Source organism: Actinomadura sp. NEAU-AAG7 (assembly GCF_018603865.1).
Lineage (GTDB): Bacteria > Actinomycetota > Actinomycetes > Streptosporangiales > Streptosporangiaceae > Spirillospora > Spirillospora litoris.
In genome coordinates this window covers 200,533-217,933 of sequence record NZ_JAHFZY010000010.1, presented here as the reverse complement: position 1 = coordinate 217,933, position 17,401 = coordinate 200,533, and the positions used below count along the sequence as shown (strand labels likewise).

Sequence of the window (17,401 nt, the reverse complement as noted above, 5' to 3'; positions counted from 1 at the left end):
CGTCAGGAGACGGTGCCCTCGGAGGGCACCTGGGTGGCACTGAGCACCACGTGGTCAACGAACCCGTAGTCCTTGGCCTCGTCGGCGGTGAACCAGCGGTCCCGGTCGGAGTCGCGCTCGATCTGGTCGAGCGGCTGGCCGGTGTGTTCGGCGATCTTCTCGGCGAGCGTCTTCTTGACGTACAGCATCTGCTCGGCCTGGATCTTGATGTCGGAGGCCGTGCCGCCGATGCCGCCGGACGGCTGGTGCATCATGATGCGCGCGTGCGGCAGCGCGTAGCGCTTGCCGGTGGTCCCCGCGCAGAGCAGGAACTGGCCCATCGACGCGGCCAGCCCCATCCCGACCGTGACGATGTCGTTCGGGACGTACTGCATGATGTCGTAGATCGCCATGCCGGCCGTGACCGAGCCGCCGGGCGAGTTGATGTAGATCGTGATGTCGCGCCGGCCGTCCTCGGCCGACAGCAGCAGAAGCTCGGCGCAGATGCGGTTGGCGATGTCGTCGTCGACCTGCTGGCCGAGGAAGACGATGCGCTCGCGCAGCAGCCGCTGGAACAGCTGGTCGCCCAGAGGCAACAGGGGCGCCTCGGCGACCCGCGCCTGGATCCGCGACGACTCGTCGAAAGTCGGAGGCATGCTCACCGGGTGTTCCTCCGGTCCTTTTAATCGGTTCGGATGATTGGACATTAACGCGCTCAGGGGCCTGGCCAAGCCCGTGGGGCCGCCTTTTCGCCAGGGGCGTATCCGGTCGGCGCCCGCCCCGTCACGATCTCCCCGGACGCGGGCGCGGCACACCCGCGACACGCGCTCGTTCGCCTCGGGACGAATACCCGACCGACGCGCGACAGGAGCGGGACAGCAGCGGGACATGGAAACGCCCCGCATCCGGTGGTCGGATGCGGGGCGTGCCCGATGCCCTGGATTGGGCGGAGAAGGCGTTAGGCGTCCTTCTTCTCCTCATCGTCCGTCTTGTCGGCCAGGGCCTCCTCAGCGGCGGCCTCAGCCGCGGCGGGGGCCTCCTGCGCGGAGGTCTCCTCCGCCGCCGGAGCCTCGGCGGTCTCGGCGGCATCGCCGGTCTCGGCGGCGTCCTCCTCGACGGCGACGGTCTCGCCCGTCTCGCCGTTCAGCTCCCGCTGGACGGCGTCGACGTCGATCTCGTTGCCGGACTCGTCCTTCACCGTGACGTGCTCGACCACGAGGTTCAGCGCCTTGCTGCGCAGCACCTCCGAGACGATCGCGGGGAGCTGGTTGTTCTGGGTGAGGTACTCGGCGAGCTGCTGCGGCTGCACGCCCATCTGCATGGCCTGCGAGACGACGTACTCGCTGAGCTCCTCGTTCTCGACGCCCAGCTCCTCCTGGACGGCGAGCTGGTCCAGCACGAACCCGCCCTTGACCGCCAGCCGCGCGGCGTCGGCGACCTCGGCCTCGAACTCCTCCTCGGTCTTCTCCTCGTCCTTGAGGTAGTCGGCCCGGGTGAGGCCCGCCATCTGGAGCTGCTGGTCGAGCTGCTGGTTGCGGCGGCCGACCTCCTCCTCCACGACCTTGTCGGGAAGCGGGATGTCGACCTTCTCCAGCAGGGCCTCCAGCGCCTTGTCGCGGGCGTCGGAGAGCTGCTGGAGCCGGACCTGGCGGCCGAGCCGGGTGCGGACGTCGCCGCGCAGCTCATCGAGCGTGTCGAACTCGCTGGCGAGCTGGGCGAACTCGTCGTCGAGGTCGGGGAGGTTCTTGACCTTGACGCTCTGCACGGTGACCGTGATCTCGGCCTCCTCGCCGGCGTGCTCGCCGCCGGCCAGGGTGCTGGTGAAGGTCTTCTCCTCGCCGGCGGACAGGCCGGTGAGCGCCTCGTCCAGGCCCTCGATGGTGGAGCCGCTGCCGACCTCGTAGGAGTAGCCGGAGGTGGAGGCGTCCTCCACCTCCTCGCCGTCGATCCTGGCGACGAGGTCGACGGTCGCGAAGTCGCCCTCCTCGACGGGCCGCTCGGCGGTCGTCAGCGAGGCGAACCGCTCGCGCAGGTTGCCGACGGTCTCCTCGACCTGCTCGTCGGTGACCTCGGCGTCGTCGACGACGACCTCCAGGCCGTCGTAGTCGGGCACCTCGAACTTGGGCCGGATGTCCACCTCGGCGGTGAAGGCGAACTGGTTGCCGTCGTCGAGCTCGGTGACCTCGACGTCCGGCTGGCCGAGCACGAAGATCTCGGTCTCCTCGACGGCGCGTCCGTACAGCTCGGGAAGCGCGTCGTTGACGGCCTCCTGCAGCACCGCACCCCGGCCGACGTACTTGTCGATCAGCGGGGCGGGGACCTTGCCGGGCCGGAAGCCCTTGATCCGCACCTGCTGCGAGATCTCCTTGTACGCCTTGTCGAGGTTCGGCTTGAGCTCGTCGAACGGAACCTCGACGGTGAGCTTGACCCGCGTGGGGGTCAGCTCCTCGACATCGGTCTTCACTGGGGTAGGTCTCCTTGATCGGGCGCTGTCTCGGCCGCGGCGTTCGACGCGTGCTCAGCCAGTCAGTCTCTCAGGTGGCGCGGGCATGCCGAAACGGGGCTCCGCGCCTTCGCGCGGCCAAGTCTATGGGGTACCGGCAACGTCTGCGGACATCGGTGTGCCACAACCACCGAGAAACACGCCTCGCGGCCGCGTGATCGCGCCACGAGACGGCCGGCAGAGGACAGAGCGGTCGATTTCATGTCGACAATGCGGTAGAGGCGGGGTCATCGCTTCTTGGGCGGAAGGCCCTTGTCGAGCCCGGCGCGGCGGAGCGCGTCGGCCATCGCGCCGCCTCCGCCACCTCCCCCACCCCCGCCTTGGCCGCGCTGGCCTCCGCCTTGCCCGCCTCGGCCGCCGCGTCCGCCCTGACCTCCCTGACCTCCCTGACCTCCCTGACCTCCCTGACCGCCCTGGCCTCCCTGACCGCCGCGTCCGCCCTTGCCGCGCTGGCCGCCGTTCCGGTTCCCCCTGCCGCTCTGGTTCCCGCGGCCGTTCTGGCCGCCCCGGCCGCCGCCCCGGTTGGGCGCCTGGTCGCGCTCGCCGCCCTGTCTCCGGTCCTCGTCCAGGCGGAGGGTCAGGGAGATGCGCTTGCGCTGGAGGTCGACGTCCAGGACCTTGACGCGGACGATGTCGCCCGGCTTGACGACCTCGCGCGGGTCGGACACGAACTTGCTGGACATCGCGGAGATGTGCACGAGCCCGTCCTGGTGGACGCCGACGTCCACGAAGGCGCCGAACGCGGCGACGTTGGTGACGACGCCCTCCAGGACCATGCCGGGTTCGAGGTCGGAGAGCTTGTCGACGCCCTCCTTGAACGTCGCCGTCCGGAACGCCGGACGCGGGTCGCGGCCGGGCTTCTCCAGTTCGGCGAGGATGTCGGTGACGGTCGGCAGCCCGAAGGTGTCGTCGACGAACTCCGCGGGCCTGAGCCCCCGCAGCACGGCGGTGTTGCCGATCAGGCCCCGGATGTCGTTGCCCGCCGCGTCCAGGATCCGGCGGACGACCGGGTAGGACTCGGGGTGCACGCTGGAGGCGTCCAGCGGGTCGTCGCCGCCGGGGATGCGCAGGAAGCCCGCGCACTGCTCGAACGCCTTCGGGCCGAGCCGCGGCACGTCCTTGAGGCCGCCCCGGCTGCGGAACGGGCCGTTGGCGTCGCGGTGCGCGACGATGTTCTCGGCGAGCCCCTCGCCGATGCCCGACACGCGGGTGAGCAGCGGCGCGGACGCGGTGTTGACGTCCACGCCGACCGCGTTCACGCAGTCCTCCACGACGGCGTCGAGGGAGCGCGACAGCTTCACCTCGGAGATGTCGTGCTGGTACTGGCCGACGCCGATCGACTTGGGGTCGATCTTGACCAGCTCGGCGAGCGGGTCCTGGAGGCGGCGGGCGATGGAGACGGCGCCGCGCAGCGAGACGTCCATGCCGGGCAGTTCCCGTCCCGCGTACTCGGAGGCGGAGTACACCGACGCGCCCGCCTCCGACACCATGATCTTGGTGAGCCCGAGGTCGGGGTGGCGGGCCATGAGGTCGGCGGCGAGCTTGTCGGTCTCGCGGGACGCGGTGCCGTTGCCGATCGAGACGAGGTCGACCCTGTGCTCGCGGGCGAGCCGGGCGAGGGTCTCGATCGACTCGTCCCACTTGCGGCGCGGCTCGTGCGGGTAGACCGTGTCGGTCGCGACGACCTTGCCGGTGGCGTCCACGACGGCGACCTTCACGCCGGTGCGCAGGCCGGGGTCGAGGCCCATCGTGGCGCGGGTCCCGGCGGGCGCGGCGAGCAGCAGGTCGCGCAGGTTCGCGGCGAACACGCGGACCGCCTCGTCCTCGGCCTCCTGCCGCAGCCGGGTGCGCATGTCGATGCCGAGGTGGACGAGGATCCGCGTGCGCCAGGCCCAGCGCACGGCGTCCCGCAGCCACCTGTCGGCCGGACGCCCCTGGTCGACGACGTCGAAGCGGCGCGCGATCTCCACCTCGTAGGAGCTGCGCGCGGAGGGGTCGGTGTCGTCCTGGGCCTCCTCGGGCTCCAGGTCCAGGTCGAGCACCTCCTCTTTCTCGCCGCGGAACAGCGCGAGGACGCGGTGCGAGGGCAGCTTCGCGAACGGCTCGGCGAAGGCGAAGTAGTCGGCGAACTTGGCGCCGGTCTCCTCCTTGCCCTCGCGGACGCGCGACACCACGCGCCCCCGCGTCCACATGCGCTCGCGGAGCGCGCCGATGAGGTCGGCGTCCTCGGCGAAGCGCTCGACGAGGATGGCGCGGGCGCCCTCCAGCGCGGCGGCCGCGTCGGCGACGCCCTTCTCGGCGTCCACGTACGGGGCGGCGGCCTCGTGCGGGTCGTGGGACGGGTCGCCCAGCAGCAGGTCGGCGAGCGGTTCGAGACCGGCCTCGCGGGCGATCTGCGCCTTGGTGCGCCGCTTGGGCTTGTAGGGGAGGTAGATGTCCTCCAGCCGGGCCTTGGCGTCGGCGGCCATGATCTGGGCGCGCAGCTCGTCGGTCAGCTTGCCCTGGGACTCGATCGACTCCAGGATCGCGGCGCGCCGCTCGTCCAGCTCGCGCAGGTAGCGCAGCCGCTCCTCCAGCGCGCGGAGCTGCGCGTCGTCGAGGGCGCCGGTCGCCTCCTTGCGGTAGCGGGCGATGAACGGGACGGTCGACCCGCCGTCGAGCAGGTCGACCGCGACCCGCACCTGTCCCTCGCGGACGCCGAGCTCCCCGGCGATCCGGTGGGTGATCGGCGGCGGTGCCTCGATCTCCTTGCCCCCCGTGGTCGGGCCGCTCGCGGCGGTCTGGTCGGTCGAGGTCTGGCTGGTGCTGGCTGTCACGACGTGGATTCGCTTTCTCCCCTGGATATCGCTGAGCATTGTCCAGGGAACGGGGCCGCTTGTCTTGTCACTCCCGGACGTCGGCCGTCCTCGGGGGTGGGGTTAACTCCCCCATGTTCCCTGCGAAGACGGGGTCTAGCCCCACCGTCCGGCCTCCCGGGACGGCCCACAATGGTGGGCAAGGGCACACTGGGACGGGGTGGTCCTCGGCCGGCCGGAGGAGGAGCACAGGTGAGCGAGGGTTTCGTCGACCGCTTCGCGGAGGGCGCGCGGACGGCGCTCGTCAACTTCGTGCGCAGCGTGATCCAGATCGTCGTGGCGTACGCGGCGAACCTGCCGCTGTTCATCCTGACCGTGCTGTCGATCGCGTTCATCCCGCTGGGGTTCGGGGTGGTGATGGCGCCGGTCGCGATCCAGGCGATCCGCGGCGTGGCGAACCAGCAGCGCGCGTGGGCGGCGGAGTGGTCGGGCGTGGAGATCCCGGTCCCCTACCGCGCGGAGCCGCCCGGGGGGCTCGGCCCGTTCGCCCGGCTGCGGTGGCTGCTCACCGACCCGGCGACCTGGCGCGACCTGCTCTGGGTGATCCTCAACGTCCCGCTCGGGCTGGTCGCGGGCGTGCTCGCGGGCGGCATGACCCTGTACGGGCTGGAGGGCGTGTTCGTGGCGCCGTGGCTGACGCTGGTCACCGAGTACGGCTGGGGCCCGTTCTGGATGGTGAACGACTACGGCGTGCTCGGGATCGCCGGCGCGGTCGTGCTGGGCGCCGCGCTCACGGTGGTGTCGGTCCCGCTGGGCGGGGTCGTCCTGAAGGCGCACGCGCTGTTCACGCAGTCGCTGCTGGCGCCGACGAAGGGCGCGCTGACCGAGCGGGTGCGCCGCCTCTCGGAGTCCCGGTCGGAGACCGTGGACGCCTCGGCCGCCGAGCTGCGCCGCATCGAGCGCGACCTGCACGACGGCGCGCAGGCGCGGCTGGTGGCGCTGAGCATGAACATCGGCCTCGCCGAGGAGATGATGAAGCACGACCCCGAGGCCGCGCAGCGGTTGCTGGCCGAGGCGCGCGCGTCCAGCGGCACGGCGCTGACCGAGCTGCGCGACCTGGTGCGGGGCATCCATCCGCCGGTGCTGGCCGAGCGGGGCCTGGACGGCGCCGTCCGCGCGCTGGCGCTGACGCTGCCGCTGCCGGTCGACGTGCGGATCGACCTGCCGGGACGGGCGGACGCCCCGGTCGAGTCGGCGGCCTACTTCGCGGTCGCGGAGATCCTCGCGAACGTCGTCAAGCACTCGGGCGCGGCCCGCGCGTGGGTCCAGATCGAGCACGCGTCGGGCCGGCTGCTGATGATCGTCGGGGACGACGGGACCGGCGGCGCCGACCCCGGCGGGGGCAGCGGCATGCGCGGTATCGAGCGCAGGCTGGGGGCGTTCGATGGGACGATGGCGGTGACGAGTCCGCTGGGCGGACCGACCGTCGTGACCATGGAGCTGCCGTGCGCGTTGTCATCGCCGAAGACCTTGCCCTCCTCCGGGACGGGCTGATCCGCCTGCTGGGCGCGTTCGGGTTCGAGGTCGTCGAGGCCGTGGACAACGGGCCGTCGCTCCTGCGCGCGCTCACCACCCACCGTCCGGACGTCGCGGTCGTGGACGTGCGGCTCCCGCCGACCTTCACCGACGAGGGCCTGCGCGCCGCGCTGGAGGCCCGCAAGCAGGTGCCGGGCCTGCCGGTGCTGGTGCTGTCGCAGCACGTCGAGCAGCTCTACGCGCGCGAGCTGCTGTCCGACAGCTCGGGCGGCATCGGCTACCTGCTGAAGGACCGCGTGTCCGACGTCGCGCAGTTCGTCGAGGCGGTGCGCCGGGTCGCGGGCGGCGGGACGGCCCTCGACCCCGACGTGGTGTCCCAGCTGCTCACCCGGCACGCCCGCGAGGAGCCGCTGCAGGCGCTGACCCCCCGCGAGCGCGAGGTGCTCGGGCTGATGGCCGAGGGCCGCTCGAACGCCGCGATCGCCGGGCAGCTGTTCGTCACCGAGAAGGCGATCAGCAAGCACACCAACAGCATCTTCGGCAAGCTCGGGCTGCCGCCGTCCGAGGACGACAACCGCAGGGTGCTGGCCGTCCTCGCCTACCTCGGCACCTGACCCCTAGCGCGCCCAGAGTGGAACGATCCGCTCCTCGCCCTGCGGCGCGAGGTCGCACTTGCCCGGGTCGACCAGGGCGTCGGGGTCGTAGGCGAGGCATCCGGCGGGCGCGGCGACGACGGCGGTGAACCCGGCGTCCGGCGCGGCGGTCATCTGGCGCGGCGCGCCGGCGGGCAGGACGAGGGTGTCGCCCGGCCCGGCCTCCAGCGTGCGGCCGTCCAGGTCGATGGTCGCGGTGCCCTCCAGGAACGTCCACACCTGCTCGGTGTCGAAGGCGTGCCGGGGCCCCGTCCTGCCCGCGTGCATGTCGACCCGCCAGACGGCGAGGCCGGACGTGCCGCCCTGGGTCGGCGAGGCGAAGGTGGTCATGGTCCCGTTCGGCGTGTCGGTGCGGCGGCTCTCGGCGTCGCGGACGAGCGTCATGGCTCTCGATCCCCTAAGTTAGACAATGTGGTTGTCCATATAGTCAATGAGGTTGTCTTTTATGTCAAGCGCACCCGCCGGCCCGAGCGGTGACCCGCCCGGCTTCGAGCTGCCGCTCCGCCTGTTCCTCGCGTTCCGCACGATCATCGACGAGGCCCACGAGGAGCTGGCGAGGCAGGGCCATCCCGACATGCGCCCCATGCACGGCTTCGTCTTCCAGGCGATCGGCCCGCACGGCACCACGGCGGTCGAACTCGGCCGCCGGCTCGGCGTGTCCAAGCAGGCCGCGGGCAAGATGGTCGAGTCGCTGGAGCGCCTGGGATACGTGGAGCGCGCGGCCGACCCCGCCGACGCGCGGCGCAAGATCGTCCGGCTGACGGCGCACGGGGTGGACTCGCTCGTGCGGTCGGCGGAGATCTTCGAGCGCATCCGGGACGCGTGGACGGAGCGGCTCGGAGCGGACCGCGTGCGGGCCCTGGAGGCCGATCTGAAGGAGATCGCGCCCACCGGCCTGTGGCGCCTGGACGCCCCCGGATGGTTCGGTACGGCCTGATTTTTTCGGTCCGCCGAGACGACCGTATGTCCCCAGGCAGTCACGCAGACCACCCGGCACACCCCGGTTCGCGGGCGGCGCGGGCCCCTTGAACGCCCCTGCGCGCCCGGTTACCATCAGCGCAATTTCTTAGGAAAGTTTCCTAAGAGAAGGCCGAGATTTCCTGTTGGTTCGGGGGACGGACTGAACGGAGACTCATGTCCAGACCGGGCGGCCGGCGAGCGACAGCGCTCGTCGGCGTAGCGACCCTAGCGGTGGCCTCGACCCTGCTCTCGGCGCCACCCGCGTCGTCGGCGGAGGCCGTGACCGCGTCGTGTACCAAGACCTCCGACTGGGGCTCCGGCTTCCAGGGCAACTGCACGATCACGAACGGGACGGGCGCCGGGATCAGCTCCTGGAAGATCGAGGGCGACCTTCCCTCCGGCACGTCCATCGGATCGGTGTGGGACGCGAACAAGGCGGTCTCCGGCGACCACTACACGTTCACGAACGTGGGATGGAACGGCAGCCTCGCCGCCGGCAAGACCGTGAGCTTCGGCTTCGGCGGCACCGGACCGGGCTGGTTCACCGGCTGTAAGATCAACGGCTCCCCCTGCGACGGCTCCGGTGAGCCTGAGATCGACACGCAGGCCCCCACCGCTCCCGGGAACCTGCACTCGACCGGCAAGTCCGCCACCACCGTGGCGCTGAGCTGGAACGCGTCAACCGACAACGTCGGCGTGACCGGCTACGACGTCTACAACGGCAGCACCAAGGCCGCCACCGTCACCGGGACCGGTGTCACCGTCACCGGCCTGACGCCGAAGACCGCCTACGACTTCACGGTGAAGGCCCGCGACAAGGCCGGCAACGTGTCCCCTGCGTCCGCCCCGGTCTCGGTCACCACCGACGAGGGCGGCGGCACCGGCCCCGGCACCGGTGACAAGGTCATCGGCTACTTCGCCCAGTGGGGCATCTACCAGCGCGGCTACCACGTCAAGAACATCGACACCAGTGGCTCGGCCGCGAAGCTGACCCACATCAACTACGCCTTCGGCAACGTCCAGGGCGGCCGGTGCACGATCGGCGACAGCTACGCCGACTACGACAAGGCCTACCAGGCGGGTGAGAGCGTCGACGGCGTCGCCGACACCTGGGACCAGCCGCTGCGCGGCAACTTCAACCAGCTCCGCAAGCTCAAGAAGAAGTACCCGAACCTCAAGGTGCTGTTCTCCTTCGGCGGCTGGACCTGGTCGGGCGGCTTCACCGAGGCCGCCAAGAACCCGGCCGCGTTCGCGGACTCCTGCTACAAGCTGGTCGAGGACCCGCGCTGGGCGGACGTGTTCGACGGCATCGACATCGACTGGGAGTACCCGAACGCGTGCGGCCTGAGCTGCGACACCAGCGGCAAGGACGCGTTCAAGAACCTCCTGGGCGCCGTCCGGGCCAAGTTCGGCACCGGCAACCTCGTGACGGCGGCCATCACCGCCGACGCCAGCGAGGGCGGCAAGATGGACGCCACCGACTACGGAGGCGCCGCGCAGTACGTCGACTGGTACAACCCGATGACCTACGACTACTTCGGCGGCTGGGACGCCAAGGGCCCGACGGCGCCGCACTCGCCGCTGACCCGCTACGACCGCATCCCGCACGAGGGCTTCAACACGGCCGACACGATCGGCAAGCTGAAGCGCCTCGGTGTGCCGGCGAACAAGCTGCTGATCGGCATCGGCTTCTACGGCCGCGGCTGGACGGGCGTCACCGAAGAGGCCCCCGGCGGCACCGCCACCGGTCCCGCGGGCGGCACCTACGAGGCGGGCATCGAGGACTACAAGGTCCTCAAGAACAAGTGCCCGGCCAACAAGACCATCGCCGGCACCGCCTACGCCAAGTGCGGCAGCGACTGGTGGAGCTATGACACCCCGGCCACCATCCGCGGGAAGATGGCCTGGGCCAAGGGCGAGGGCCTCGGCGGCTCCTTCTTCTGGGAGCTGAGCGGAGACACGACGGGCGGTGAGCTGATCACCGCGATCAAGAACGGTCTCGGCTGAGCTGTTCGCAGGGGGCACCTCCCAGCCCCTCAGACAGTCGAGACTTCGGGCCCCTGACCAACACCGGACGCCGGTCAGGGGCCCGCCCCTTTTCCACTGCTCCCCTACTGCCCACCGGATCCCGAGGCGCGGTCCAGGACGGACCGCGCCCGCGCCACGCCCGCCGCGTTGCCGAGGCTCTGGTACAGCTCCAGCGCCTCGCGCGCGGGCTCGGCGGCCTCGGCGGGAGCGCCCCCGTCCAGCAGGATCTCGGCGAGCGTCCGCCGGCTGCGGGCCTGCCACCAGCGGTTCCCCACCTCGTCGAAGTCGGCCACGGCCCGGCGCAGCGCGGCGGCGGCCTCGGCGTGGCGGCCCAGGCGGCCGAGCGCGCGGCCCTCGGAGATGCGGGTGCGGGCGACGCCCCAGGTGTCGCCCAGCGCGTCCAGCATCTGCTCGGCGTGCCGGACGAACGCCAGCTCGCGCAGCCCGTTGCGCAGGTCGCCGACCTCGCCCGCCGCGCGCAGGCAGCGCGCCTCCTCCCACTGCTCGCCGCGCAGCCGGAACGCCTCGGCGGCCCGCTCCAGCGCGGGCGCGGCCAGGCTGTACTTGATCTCGGCCGCCGCGTCGTCGCCCGCCGCGCGGAGCCGGCGCGCCTCGGAGGCGAGCACCTCGCCGAGCGCGCGCAGCGTCTGCGCCTCCGAGTAGCGGTTGCCGTTGCGCTGGAAGACCTCCAGCGAGCTTTCGAGCAGGCCGCGCGCCTCCTCGAAGCGGCGCTGCGCCAGCCGCAGCTCGGCCAGGTTCCGCTGGGTGCGGGCCTGCCACCACGCGTCGTCCTCCCGCCGGAACTCCTCGATGGCCTCAAGCAGGTAGCGCTGCGCCTCGTCGAGGTTGCCCTCGTCCCGCATGCACATGCCCATCGTGCGCAGCGCGCGGGCCCGCCACCACGTCTCGCGGGCGGAGGTGAACAGCGCGAGCGCGGCGGACGCGTCGGCCAGCGCGTTCTCCATGCGGCCCTGGTTGCCCTCCACCGACGAGCGCTCCAGCAGCGCGATGCCCAGCGAGCGCTCGTCGTCCATGTGCGCCGCGACCCGGTGGGTCACCTCGGCCGCCGCGCGCCACTCCGGCCAGAACACGCGCAGCGAGTGGAAGATCGAGCAGGACGCCCGGCCGAGCCGCCAGACCAGCCCCCACATCCCGCGGCCCGCGCCCTGGTCCAGCAGCGCGAGGACGGCCAGCCGCTCGCTGCTCAGCCAGTCCACCGCCGAGTACTCCGGCCCCGGCACCTGCCCGGCCCCGCGCTGCCAGTCCTGCGGCCAGCGGCTCGCCGCGACCCGCTCGGCGCGCTCGCGGTAGCCGTCCAGGACGCGCTCGACCGCCGCGTCCCGCTCGGCCGCGGTGTCCTCCCGCTCGGCCCGCTCCTGCGCGTAGAGGCGGACGAGGTCGTGCAGCCGGTAGCGCATCGCGCCCGTCGCGTCCGTCCCCGAGCACTCGACGAGCTGGGCGTCCACCAGCGCCTCCAGCTGGTCGTCGCCCTCCAGGTCCGACACGCCGAGCAGCGCGCCCGCCGCCCACGCCTGGACGTCGGGCACCGCCAGCAGGCCGAGCGTGCGCAGCAGGCGGCGCTGCGTGCGGCTGCAGTCGTCGTAGCTGAGCGCGAGGCTCGCGCGGACGCTCTTGTCGATCTCCCGCGCGGTCTCCAGCTCGTCCAGCCGGCGGCGGCGCTCGTCCTGGAGCCGGTCGGCCATCGCGCGCGGCGTCCAGGACTCGCGGGCCGCCAGGCGCCCGCCGCAGATCCCGACGGCCAGCGGCAGGTACCCGCACAGGTCGGCGATCCCGGCCGCCGCGTCCGGGTCGGCGAGGATCCGCTCCCGGCCCGCCAGCAGCCCGAGCAGCTCGACGGCGTCGGCGGCGCTGAACTCCGGCAGCCTCCGGTCGAAGGTGCCGCGCAGGTGCAGCGGCTGCCGCGAGGTCACCAGCACCACGCTGCCGCCGCCCGGCGGCAGCAGCGCCTTCACCTGGTCGCCGTCGCGGGCGTTGTCCAGCAGGACGAGCAGGCGCAGGCCGCGCGTCCACGTCCACCACAGCTTCTGCAGCTCCGGCAGGCCCCCCGGGTCGGTCGCCAGCCGCACGCCCAGCGCCTGGAGGAACCCGATCAGCACCTCCTCCGGGCGGACCCGCGCGTCCCCCGCGCCGCGCAGGTCGAAGTAGAGGCGCCCGTCCGGATAGTCGTCGGCGATCTCGTGCGCGAACCGGGCGGCCAGCGCCGACTTGCCCACCCCCGCCGGCCCGTGCAGCGACACCACCAGCGGCGACGCGGGCGAGGCGGTGCCGTCGGCGACGGCGCGGCGCAGCGCGTCCAGCGGCTCGCCGCGGCCGGTGAAGTGCGCGATGACCGGCGGGAGCTGCGCCGGCGGCCGCCCGGCGACCTCCCGCTGGTCGCCCCCGTCCCCCGGGCCCGGCGGCTGCGCCGCCCAGGCCGCCACCCCGGCGAGCGCGGCGACGCCGCCGGTCACCATGAGCTGCGCGGGGCCGGGCAGCTCCAGCGCGTCCAGCGAGGTCGTGACCCCCGTGATCACCGCGGCGAGGAGCCCCACGATGCCCGGCGCCGCCAGCCGCGCGCGGCGGCCGCCCTCCCCGGCCGCGCCGTCCGTCCCCGTCCCGGTGCCGGACGTCCCGTTCGGCATCCGCGTCCCTCCGCGTCGCTCCGCGCCCTCCGCCTCGTGACGCCCCCGCGCGCGCCATCCTGGGCCCTCACGATCGCGGCATCAAGGGCAGATTTCACCCTTCTCGCATGATCTCGCCCGATACGGCGAGATGTCGGAACGACAGGGAAACGGAGGTTGAACGCCGGGATTTCCGGAGGGCCCGGCGGTCAGATCTGGAGGGACGCCTCGATCTCCAGGACGAGCTGCACCTTCTCCCCCAGCGCGAGCCCGCCGCCGGGGATCGTGCCGTCGTCCCCCACGCCGAAGTCCAGCCGGTTGATCTCGCCGGTCGCGGTGAAGCCGGCGCGGGCCCCCCTGAACGGGTCGTCCTGCAGGAACGGGTCGGGGCCGAAGCCGCCGACCTCCAGCCGCAGCGGCACCTGGCGGGTGACGCCGCGCAGGGTCAGCTCCCCGTCCAGGACGAACCCGTCGCCCTCGCGCCGCAGGCCGGTCGAGCGGTAGGTCATCGACGGGTACCTCTCCACCTCCAGGAAGTCGGCGGCCTTGACGTGCTCGTCGCGCTGGGCGTTGCCGGTGTCGACGGAGGCGAGGTCGATGGTGGCGGTCACCGAGGAGTCCAGCACGTCCTCACCCGTCACGATCGTGCCCTCGAACTCGGCGAACCGCCCCCGGACCTTGCTGACCATCAGGTGCCGGATCGCGAAGCCCACGCTGGAGTGCACGGGGTCGATCGTCCAGGTGCCCGCGACGTAGCCGGGGATCTCGACAAGCTGGGCGGTCATCGTGTCTCCTATTGTTATGAAGAGTAAGGCGGTTCTGGATCGGAACCGCCTCCATCGTGCTTCCGCCCCGGATACCTGCACAAGAAGGCACTTTTAACTGCCCCGGTCACCTGGAGAGAACCATGGAGCCGAACGCGTTCCGCGAGCACCGCCCCTCGATGTGCCGCGCCCGCGAGATCCTCGACCGCGTCGGCGACAAGTGGTCGCTCCAGGTGATCGCGATGCTCGGCGAGGGCACCAAGCGGTTCACCGAGCTCAAACGGGAGATCGACGGCATCAGCCAGCGGATGCTCACGGTCACGCTGCGCGGCCTGGAGCGCGACGGCATCGTCAGCCGCACCGTGTTCCCGGTCATGCCGCCCCGCGTCGACTACGCGCTGACCCCGCTCGGCGCGACCCTCCTGGACGCCGCCAGCGCCCTCGTCGGCTGGGCCGAGGCCCACCTCGACGAGATCGACGCCGCCCGCGCCGACTACGACCTGCGCACCGCCGAACTCGACGCGCTCCGGTCGTCCTGAGGCCGCCCCGGTACCGCTCCCGCAGCGTTTAAGGAAGTGCGGCGGAGCGGCACCGCGAGGTAACGTGATCAGGTCACAGGCGAATCGAGCGGGAAATCCGATGGTCTTTCACGAGGTGGGACGGCGAGCTAGCCGCGCCGAGCCGGGGAACGGGCAGTCGCGCCCGGCCCGGCTCGGCGGTGTGCGCCGTCATCCCATCGACCTCGTGAGGCCGTCCCATGCGCTCTTCTGACATCCGTTCGACCTTTCTGGACTTCTTCCGGGAACGCGGCCACCACGCCGTCCCGTCCGGCCCGCTCGTCCAGTCCGACCCGACGCTGCTGCTGACCAACGCGGGCATGAACCAGTTCAAGCCCTACTTCCTCGGCGAGGACGTCCCGGACCATCCCCGGCTCATGTCCGTGCAGAAATGCGCGCGCATGGGCGACATCGAGAACGTCGGCCGGACGACCCGGCACTCGACGTTCTTCGAGATGCTCGGCAACTTCTCCTTCGGCGACTACTTCAAGCCGGAGGCGATCTCCTGGGCGTGGGAGCTGCTCACCCGCCACTACGGCCTCGACTCCGAACGCCTCTGGGTCACCGTCTACAAGGACGATGACGAGGCCGAACGGCTCTGGCGCCGGATGGGCGTCCCCCAGGAACGGATCCAGCGGCTCGGCATGGAGGACAACTTCTGGTCGATGGGCACGCCCGGCCCGTGCGGTCCCTCGTCCGAACTGCACTACGACCGGGGCCCGGCATTCGGCCGCGAGGGCGGCCCCGCGGTGGACGGCGAGCGCTACCAGGAACTGTGGAACCTCGTCTTCATGCAGAACCTCCGGGGCGAGGGCCCAGCGAAGGACGGATATCCGATCCTGGGTGAACTTCCGTCCAAGAACATCGACACCGGCCTCGGCCTCGACCGCCTCGCCGCGATCCTCCAGGGCGTCGACACCGTCTGCGAGACCGACCTCCTCTCCCCGACCCTGCGACGCGTCGGGGAAATGGCGGGCCGCGAATATCCGGGACGCGACGGAAGCGAGACCTCGACCTCGTTCCGCGTCGTCACCGAACACGCGCGCTCGATCGCCTTCCTCATCGCGGAGGGCGTCCTGCCCTCCCGCGACGGCCGCGGCTACGTGCTGCGCCGCCTCATGCGCCGCGCGATCCGCCACGTCCGCCGCCTCGGCATCGACGAGCCGGCGCTGGCGCCGCTGACCGCGAGCGTGACCCACCCTGAACTGGAACCCCACCGGGAATTGATCCGGCAGGTCGTCACCGCCGAGGAAGAGGGCTTCGAGCGAACCCTGCGCCAGGGCTCGCGCCTCCTCGACACCGCGATCAGCACCGCGAAGACCACCCTCTCCGGGCGGACCGCGTTCGAGTTGCACGACACCTACGGCTTCCCCATCGACCTCACCCTGGACGCGGCGCGCTCGGCGGGCCTCACCGTGGACATGGACGCGTTCGGCGAACTCCTGGAAGACCAACGCCGCCAGGCCCACCGAGCAGGGCAAGGACGCAAGGGCGACGCGGTCGCGCGCCAGGACCTGTACCGGCGAATCGTCACCGAACACGGCCTCACCGACTTCGTCGGATACGAGACGACCTCGTCCGAGACACGCCTGCTGGCACTCCTCTCCGAAACGGACGTGCTGCCAAGCGCGCGCGAGGGTGACACCGTCGAAGTGATCCTCTCCCGGAGCCCCTTCTACGCGGAGGCGGGCGGCCAGGTCGGCGACACCGGAACGCTCCGCACCACCGACGGCGTCCTCCGCGTCCTGGACACACGCCCCGGCCTGGACGGACTGCACATCCACAAGGTCGAGGTCCTGCAAGGCGAAGTGCGTCCGGGCCAGGAAGCAGAGGCACTCGTCGACGCCTCCCGCCGCGCGGCGACGGCGCGCTCCCACAGCGCGACCCACGTCCTGCACGCGATGCTCCGGCGCGTCCTCGGCGACCACGCGGCCCAGCGCGGCTCCCGTGTCGAACCCGGCCGCCTCCGGTTCGACTTCGCGCACTTCACCCCGATCGACATCGACACGATCCAGACCCTGGTGAACGACTACCTCCTGGACGACCCGGACGTCCACGTCTGGGAAACAAGCCGCGCCGAAGCGGAGAAGGCGGGCGCGACCGCGCTGTTCGGCGAGAAGTACGGAAACCACGTGCGCGTCGTCGACATCGGCGACGCGTCCCGCGAACTCTGCGGCGGCACCCACGTTGGCCACGGATCCCAGGCGGGCCCGGTGCACATCGTCGGCGAATCGTCCATCGGCACCGGTCTCCGCCGGATCGAGGCCCTCACCGGCGCGGACGCGCTCCGCCACCACGACCACCAGCGCGCCCTGCTGACCGAACTCGCGAGCCTCCTGAACGTCCCCCCGAACGAGGCACCGACCCGCCTCCGCCAACGTCTGGAGACCCTCGCGGAAACCCAACGCACCCTGGAGACCCTCCGCGAAACAGAACTGACGACCCAGGCCCACCGCCTGGCGGAAACCGCGGAACGCCTCCCCGGCGGCTGGCTCGTGGCGCAGATCGTGGACACCCCCGACCTGCGCCCGCTGGCGACCCGCGTCCTCACCCGCCGCCCCGGCGCGGTGATACTCGGCACCCGCTCCGCCACCAAGGCGACCCTGGTCGCGGCGGTCTCGTCCGACACCGTCCAGGCCCGCCACCTACTGGGCGACGCGGCGTCCGAACTGGGCGGCGGCGCGGGCGGAAAAGGCCCGGTGGCAAGCGCGGGCGGCCGCCGCCCGGACCGCCTGGAATCAGCCCTGACCCTCGCGGCGACCGAGGCCCGCCGCCTGCTGACCCCATAAAGAACAACGACGGGGCGGCCCCAGGCCGCCCCGTCTCAGGGTCGGGCTGGCGGGATTTGAACCCACGACCCCCGGCACCCAAAGCCGGTGCGCTACCAAACTGCGCTACAGCCCGCCGCACCACGCGACCCGTGAAGTCTAATGCCGACCGGACCCCGCGCGCGCCCGGATAACCCGTCCACTCCCGGAACCCTGTACGCTACGGGATGGCGCCTG

General features: G+C 71.9%; 12 protein-coding genes and 1 tRNA gene. 6 read left to right on the top strand and 7 right to left on the bottom strand.

The window, feature by feature from the left end:
- Positions 1-2 precede the first annotated feature (2 nt).
- From KLI87_RS36165 to KLI87_RS36155, 3 genes are all read right to left on the bottom strand, one after another.
- The gene (locus KLI87_RS36165; protein WP_067461358.1) at positions 3-635 is read right to left on the bottom strand and encodes a ClpP family protease; all 633 of its coding nucleotides are present in this window, start codon (positions 633-635) and stop codon (positions 3-5) included.
- A 302-nt stretch (positions 636-937) separates the two neighbouring features.
- Positions 938-2,443, bottom strand: coding sequence for a trigger factor (gene tig / locus KLI87_RS36160; RefSeq protein WP_214620630.1), 1,506 nt, complete (start codon positions 2,441-2,443; stop codon positions 938-940).
- A 266-nt stretch (positions 2,444-2,709) separates the two neighbouring features.
- Positions 2,710-5,226, bottom strand: coding sequence for a Tex family protein (locus tag KLI87_RS36155; RefSeq protein ID WP_308166468.1), 2,517 nt, complete (start codon positions 5,224-5,226; stop codon positions 2,710-2,712).
- Positions 5,227-5,529: 303 nt separating this feature from the next.
- Between KLI87_RS36155 and KLI87_RS36150 the strand changes: the two genes are divergently transcribed.
- Both KLI87_RS36150 and KLI87_RS36145 read left to right on the top strand, forming a co-directional pair.
- Positions 5,530-6,831: a sensor domain-containing protein gene (locus KLI87_RS36150; protein ID WP_308166464.1), complete on the top strand. Its 1,302-nt coding sequence runs from the start codon at positions 5,530-5,532 to the stop codon at positions 6,829-6,831.
- Positions 6,783-7,427 (top strand): response regulator transcription factor, encoded by a 645-nt coding sequence (locus KLI87_RS36145; protein WP_214620627.1) that lies wholly within the window; start codon positions 6,783-6,785, stop codon positions 7,425-7,427. The genes KLI87_RS36150 and KLI87_RS36145 overlap by 49 nt, the downstream gene beginning before the upstream one ends.
- Positions 7,428-7,430: 3 nt before the next feature.
- On the opposite strand, the gene KLI87_RS36140 is transcribed toward KLI87_RS36145, so the two are convergent.
- The gene (locus KLI87_RS36140; RefSeq protein WP_214620626.1) at positions 7,431-7,850 is read right to left on the bottom strand and encodes a cupin domain-containing protein; all 420 of its coding nucleotides are present in this window, start codon (positions 7,848-7,850) and stop codon (positions 7,431-7,433) included.
- A gap of 61 nt (positions 7,851-7,911) precedes the next feature.
- On the opposite strand from KLI87_RS36140, the gene KLI87_RS36135 reads away from it, so the two are divergent.
- Together KLI87_RS36135 and KLI87_RS36130 are read left to right on the top strand one after the other, a co-directional pair.
- The gene (locus KLI87_RS36135; protein WP_214620625.1) at positions 7,912-8,403 is read left to right on the top strand and encodes a MarR family winged helix-turn-helix transcriptional regulator; all 492 of its coding nucleotides are present in this window, start codon (positions 7,912-7,914) and stop codon (positions 8,401-8,403) included.
- 254 nt (positions 8,404-8,657) lie between these two features.
- Positions 8,658-10,433 carry a glycosyl hydrolase family 18 protein gene (locus KLI87_RS36130; RefSeq protein WP_308166463.1) on the top strand — a complete coding sequence of 592 codons (1,776 nt, stop codon included), beginning with the start codon at positions 8,658-8,660 and terminating at the stop codon, positions 10,431-10,433.
- A gap of 104 nt (positions 10,434-10,537) precedes the next feature.
- On the opposite strand, the gene KLI87_RS36125 is transcribed toward KLI87_RS36130, so the two are convergent.
- Both KLI87_RS36125 and KLI87_RS36120 read right to left on the bottom strand, forming a co-directional pair.
- A complete protein-coding gene (locus KLI87_RS36125) occupies positions 10,538-13,096 on the bottom strand; it encodes a tetratricopeptide repeat protein (RefSeq protein WP_214620624.1) in 2,559 nt (852 codons plus the stop codon).
- 188 nt (positions 13,097-13,284) lie between these two features.
- Complete coding sequence (locus tag KLI87_RS36120; protein WP_214620623.1) at positions 13,285-13,860, bottom strand: YceI family protein; 576 nt, start codon at positions 13,858-13,860, stop codon at positions 13,285-13,287.
- Between the two features lie 122 nt (positions 13,861-13,982).
- Here KLI87_RS36120 and KLI87_RS36115 point away from each other — a divergent pair, with 122 nt between their 5' ends.
- Both KLI87_RS36115 and alaS read left to right on the top strand, forming a co-directional pair.
- Positions 13,983-14,378, top strand: a complete 396-nt coding sequence (locus KLI87_RS36115; protein WP_214620622.1) for a helix-turn-helix domain-containing protein — start codon at positions 13,983-13,985, stop codon at positions 14,376-14,378.
- A 218-nt stretch (positions 14,379-14,596) separates the two neighbouring features.
- Positions 14,597-17,185, top strand: a complete 2,589-nt coding sequence (gene alaS / locus KLI87_RS36110) for an alanine--tRNA ligase (RefSeq protein WP_214620621.1) — start codon at positions 14,597-14,599, stop codon at positions 17,183-17,185.
- 41 nt (positions 17,186-17,226) lie between these two features.
- Here the strand turns inward: alaS and KLI87_RS36105 are convergent.
- Positions 17,227-17,300, bottom strand: a tRNA-Pro gene (locus tag KLI87_RS36105).
- Between the last annotated feature and the right edge of the window lie 101 nt (positions 17,301-17,401).

Excerpts from the sequence above, each read along its gene's own strand:
- KLI87_RS36165 (WP_067461358.1), bottom strand. The coding sequence starts at position 635 with ATGCCTCCGACTTTCGACGAGTCGTCGCGGATCCAGGCGCGGGTCGCC.
- KLI87_RS36140 (WP_214620626.1), bottom strand. The coding sequence starts at position 7,850 with ATGACGCTCGTCCGCGACGCCGAGAGCCGCCGCACCGACACGCCGAAC.
- KLI87_RS36135 (WP_214620625.1), top strand. The coding sequence starts at position 7,912 with ATGTCAAGCGCACCCGCCGGCCCGAGCGGTGACCCGCCCGGCTTCGAG.
- KLI87_RS36125 (WP_214620624.1), bottom strand. The coding sequence starts at position 13,096 with ATGCCGAACGGGACGTCCGGCACCGGGACGGGGACGGACGGCGCGGCC.
- KLI87_RS36120 (WP_214620623.1), bottom strand. The coding sequence starts at position 13,860 with ATGACCGCCCAGCTTGTCGAGATCCCCGGCTACGTCGCGGGCACCTGG.
- KLI87_RS36115 (WP_214620622.1), top strand. The coding sequence starts at position 13,983 with ATGGAGCCGAACGCGTTCCGCGAGCACCGCCCCTCGATGTGCCGCGCC.
- alaS (WP_214620621.1), top strand. The coding sequence starts at position 14,597 with ATGCGCTCTTCTGACATCCGTTCGACCTTTCTGGACTTCTTCCGGGAA.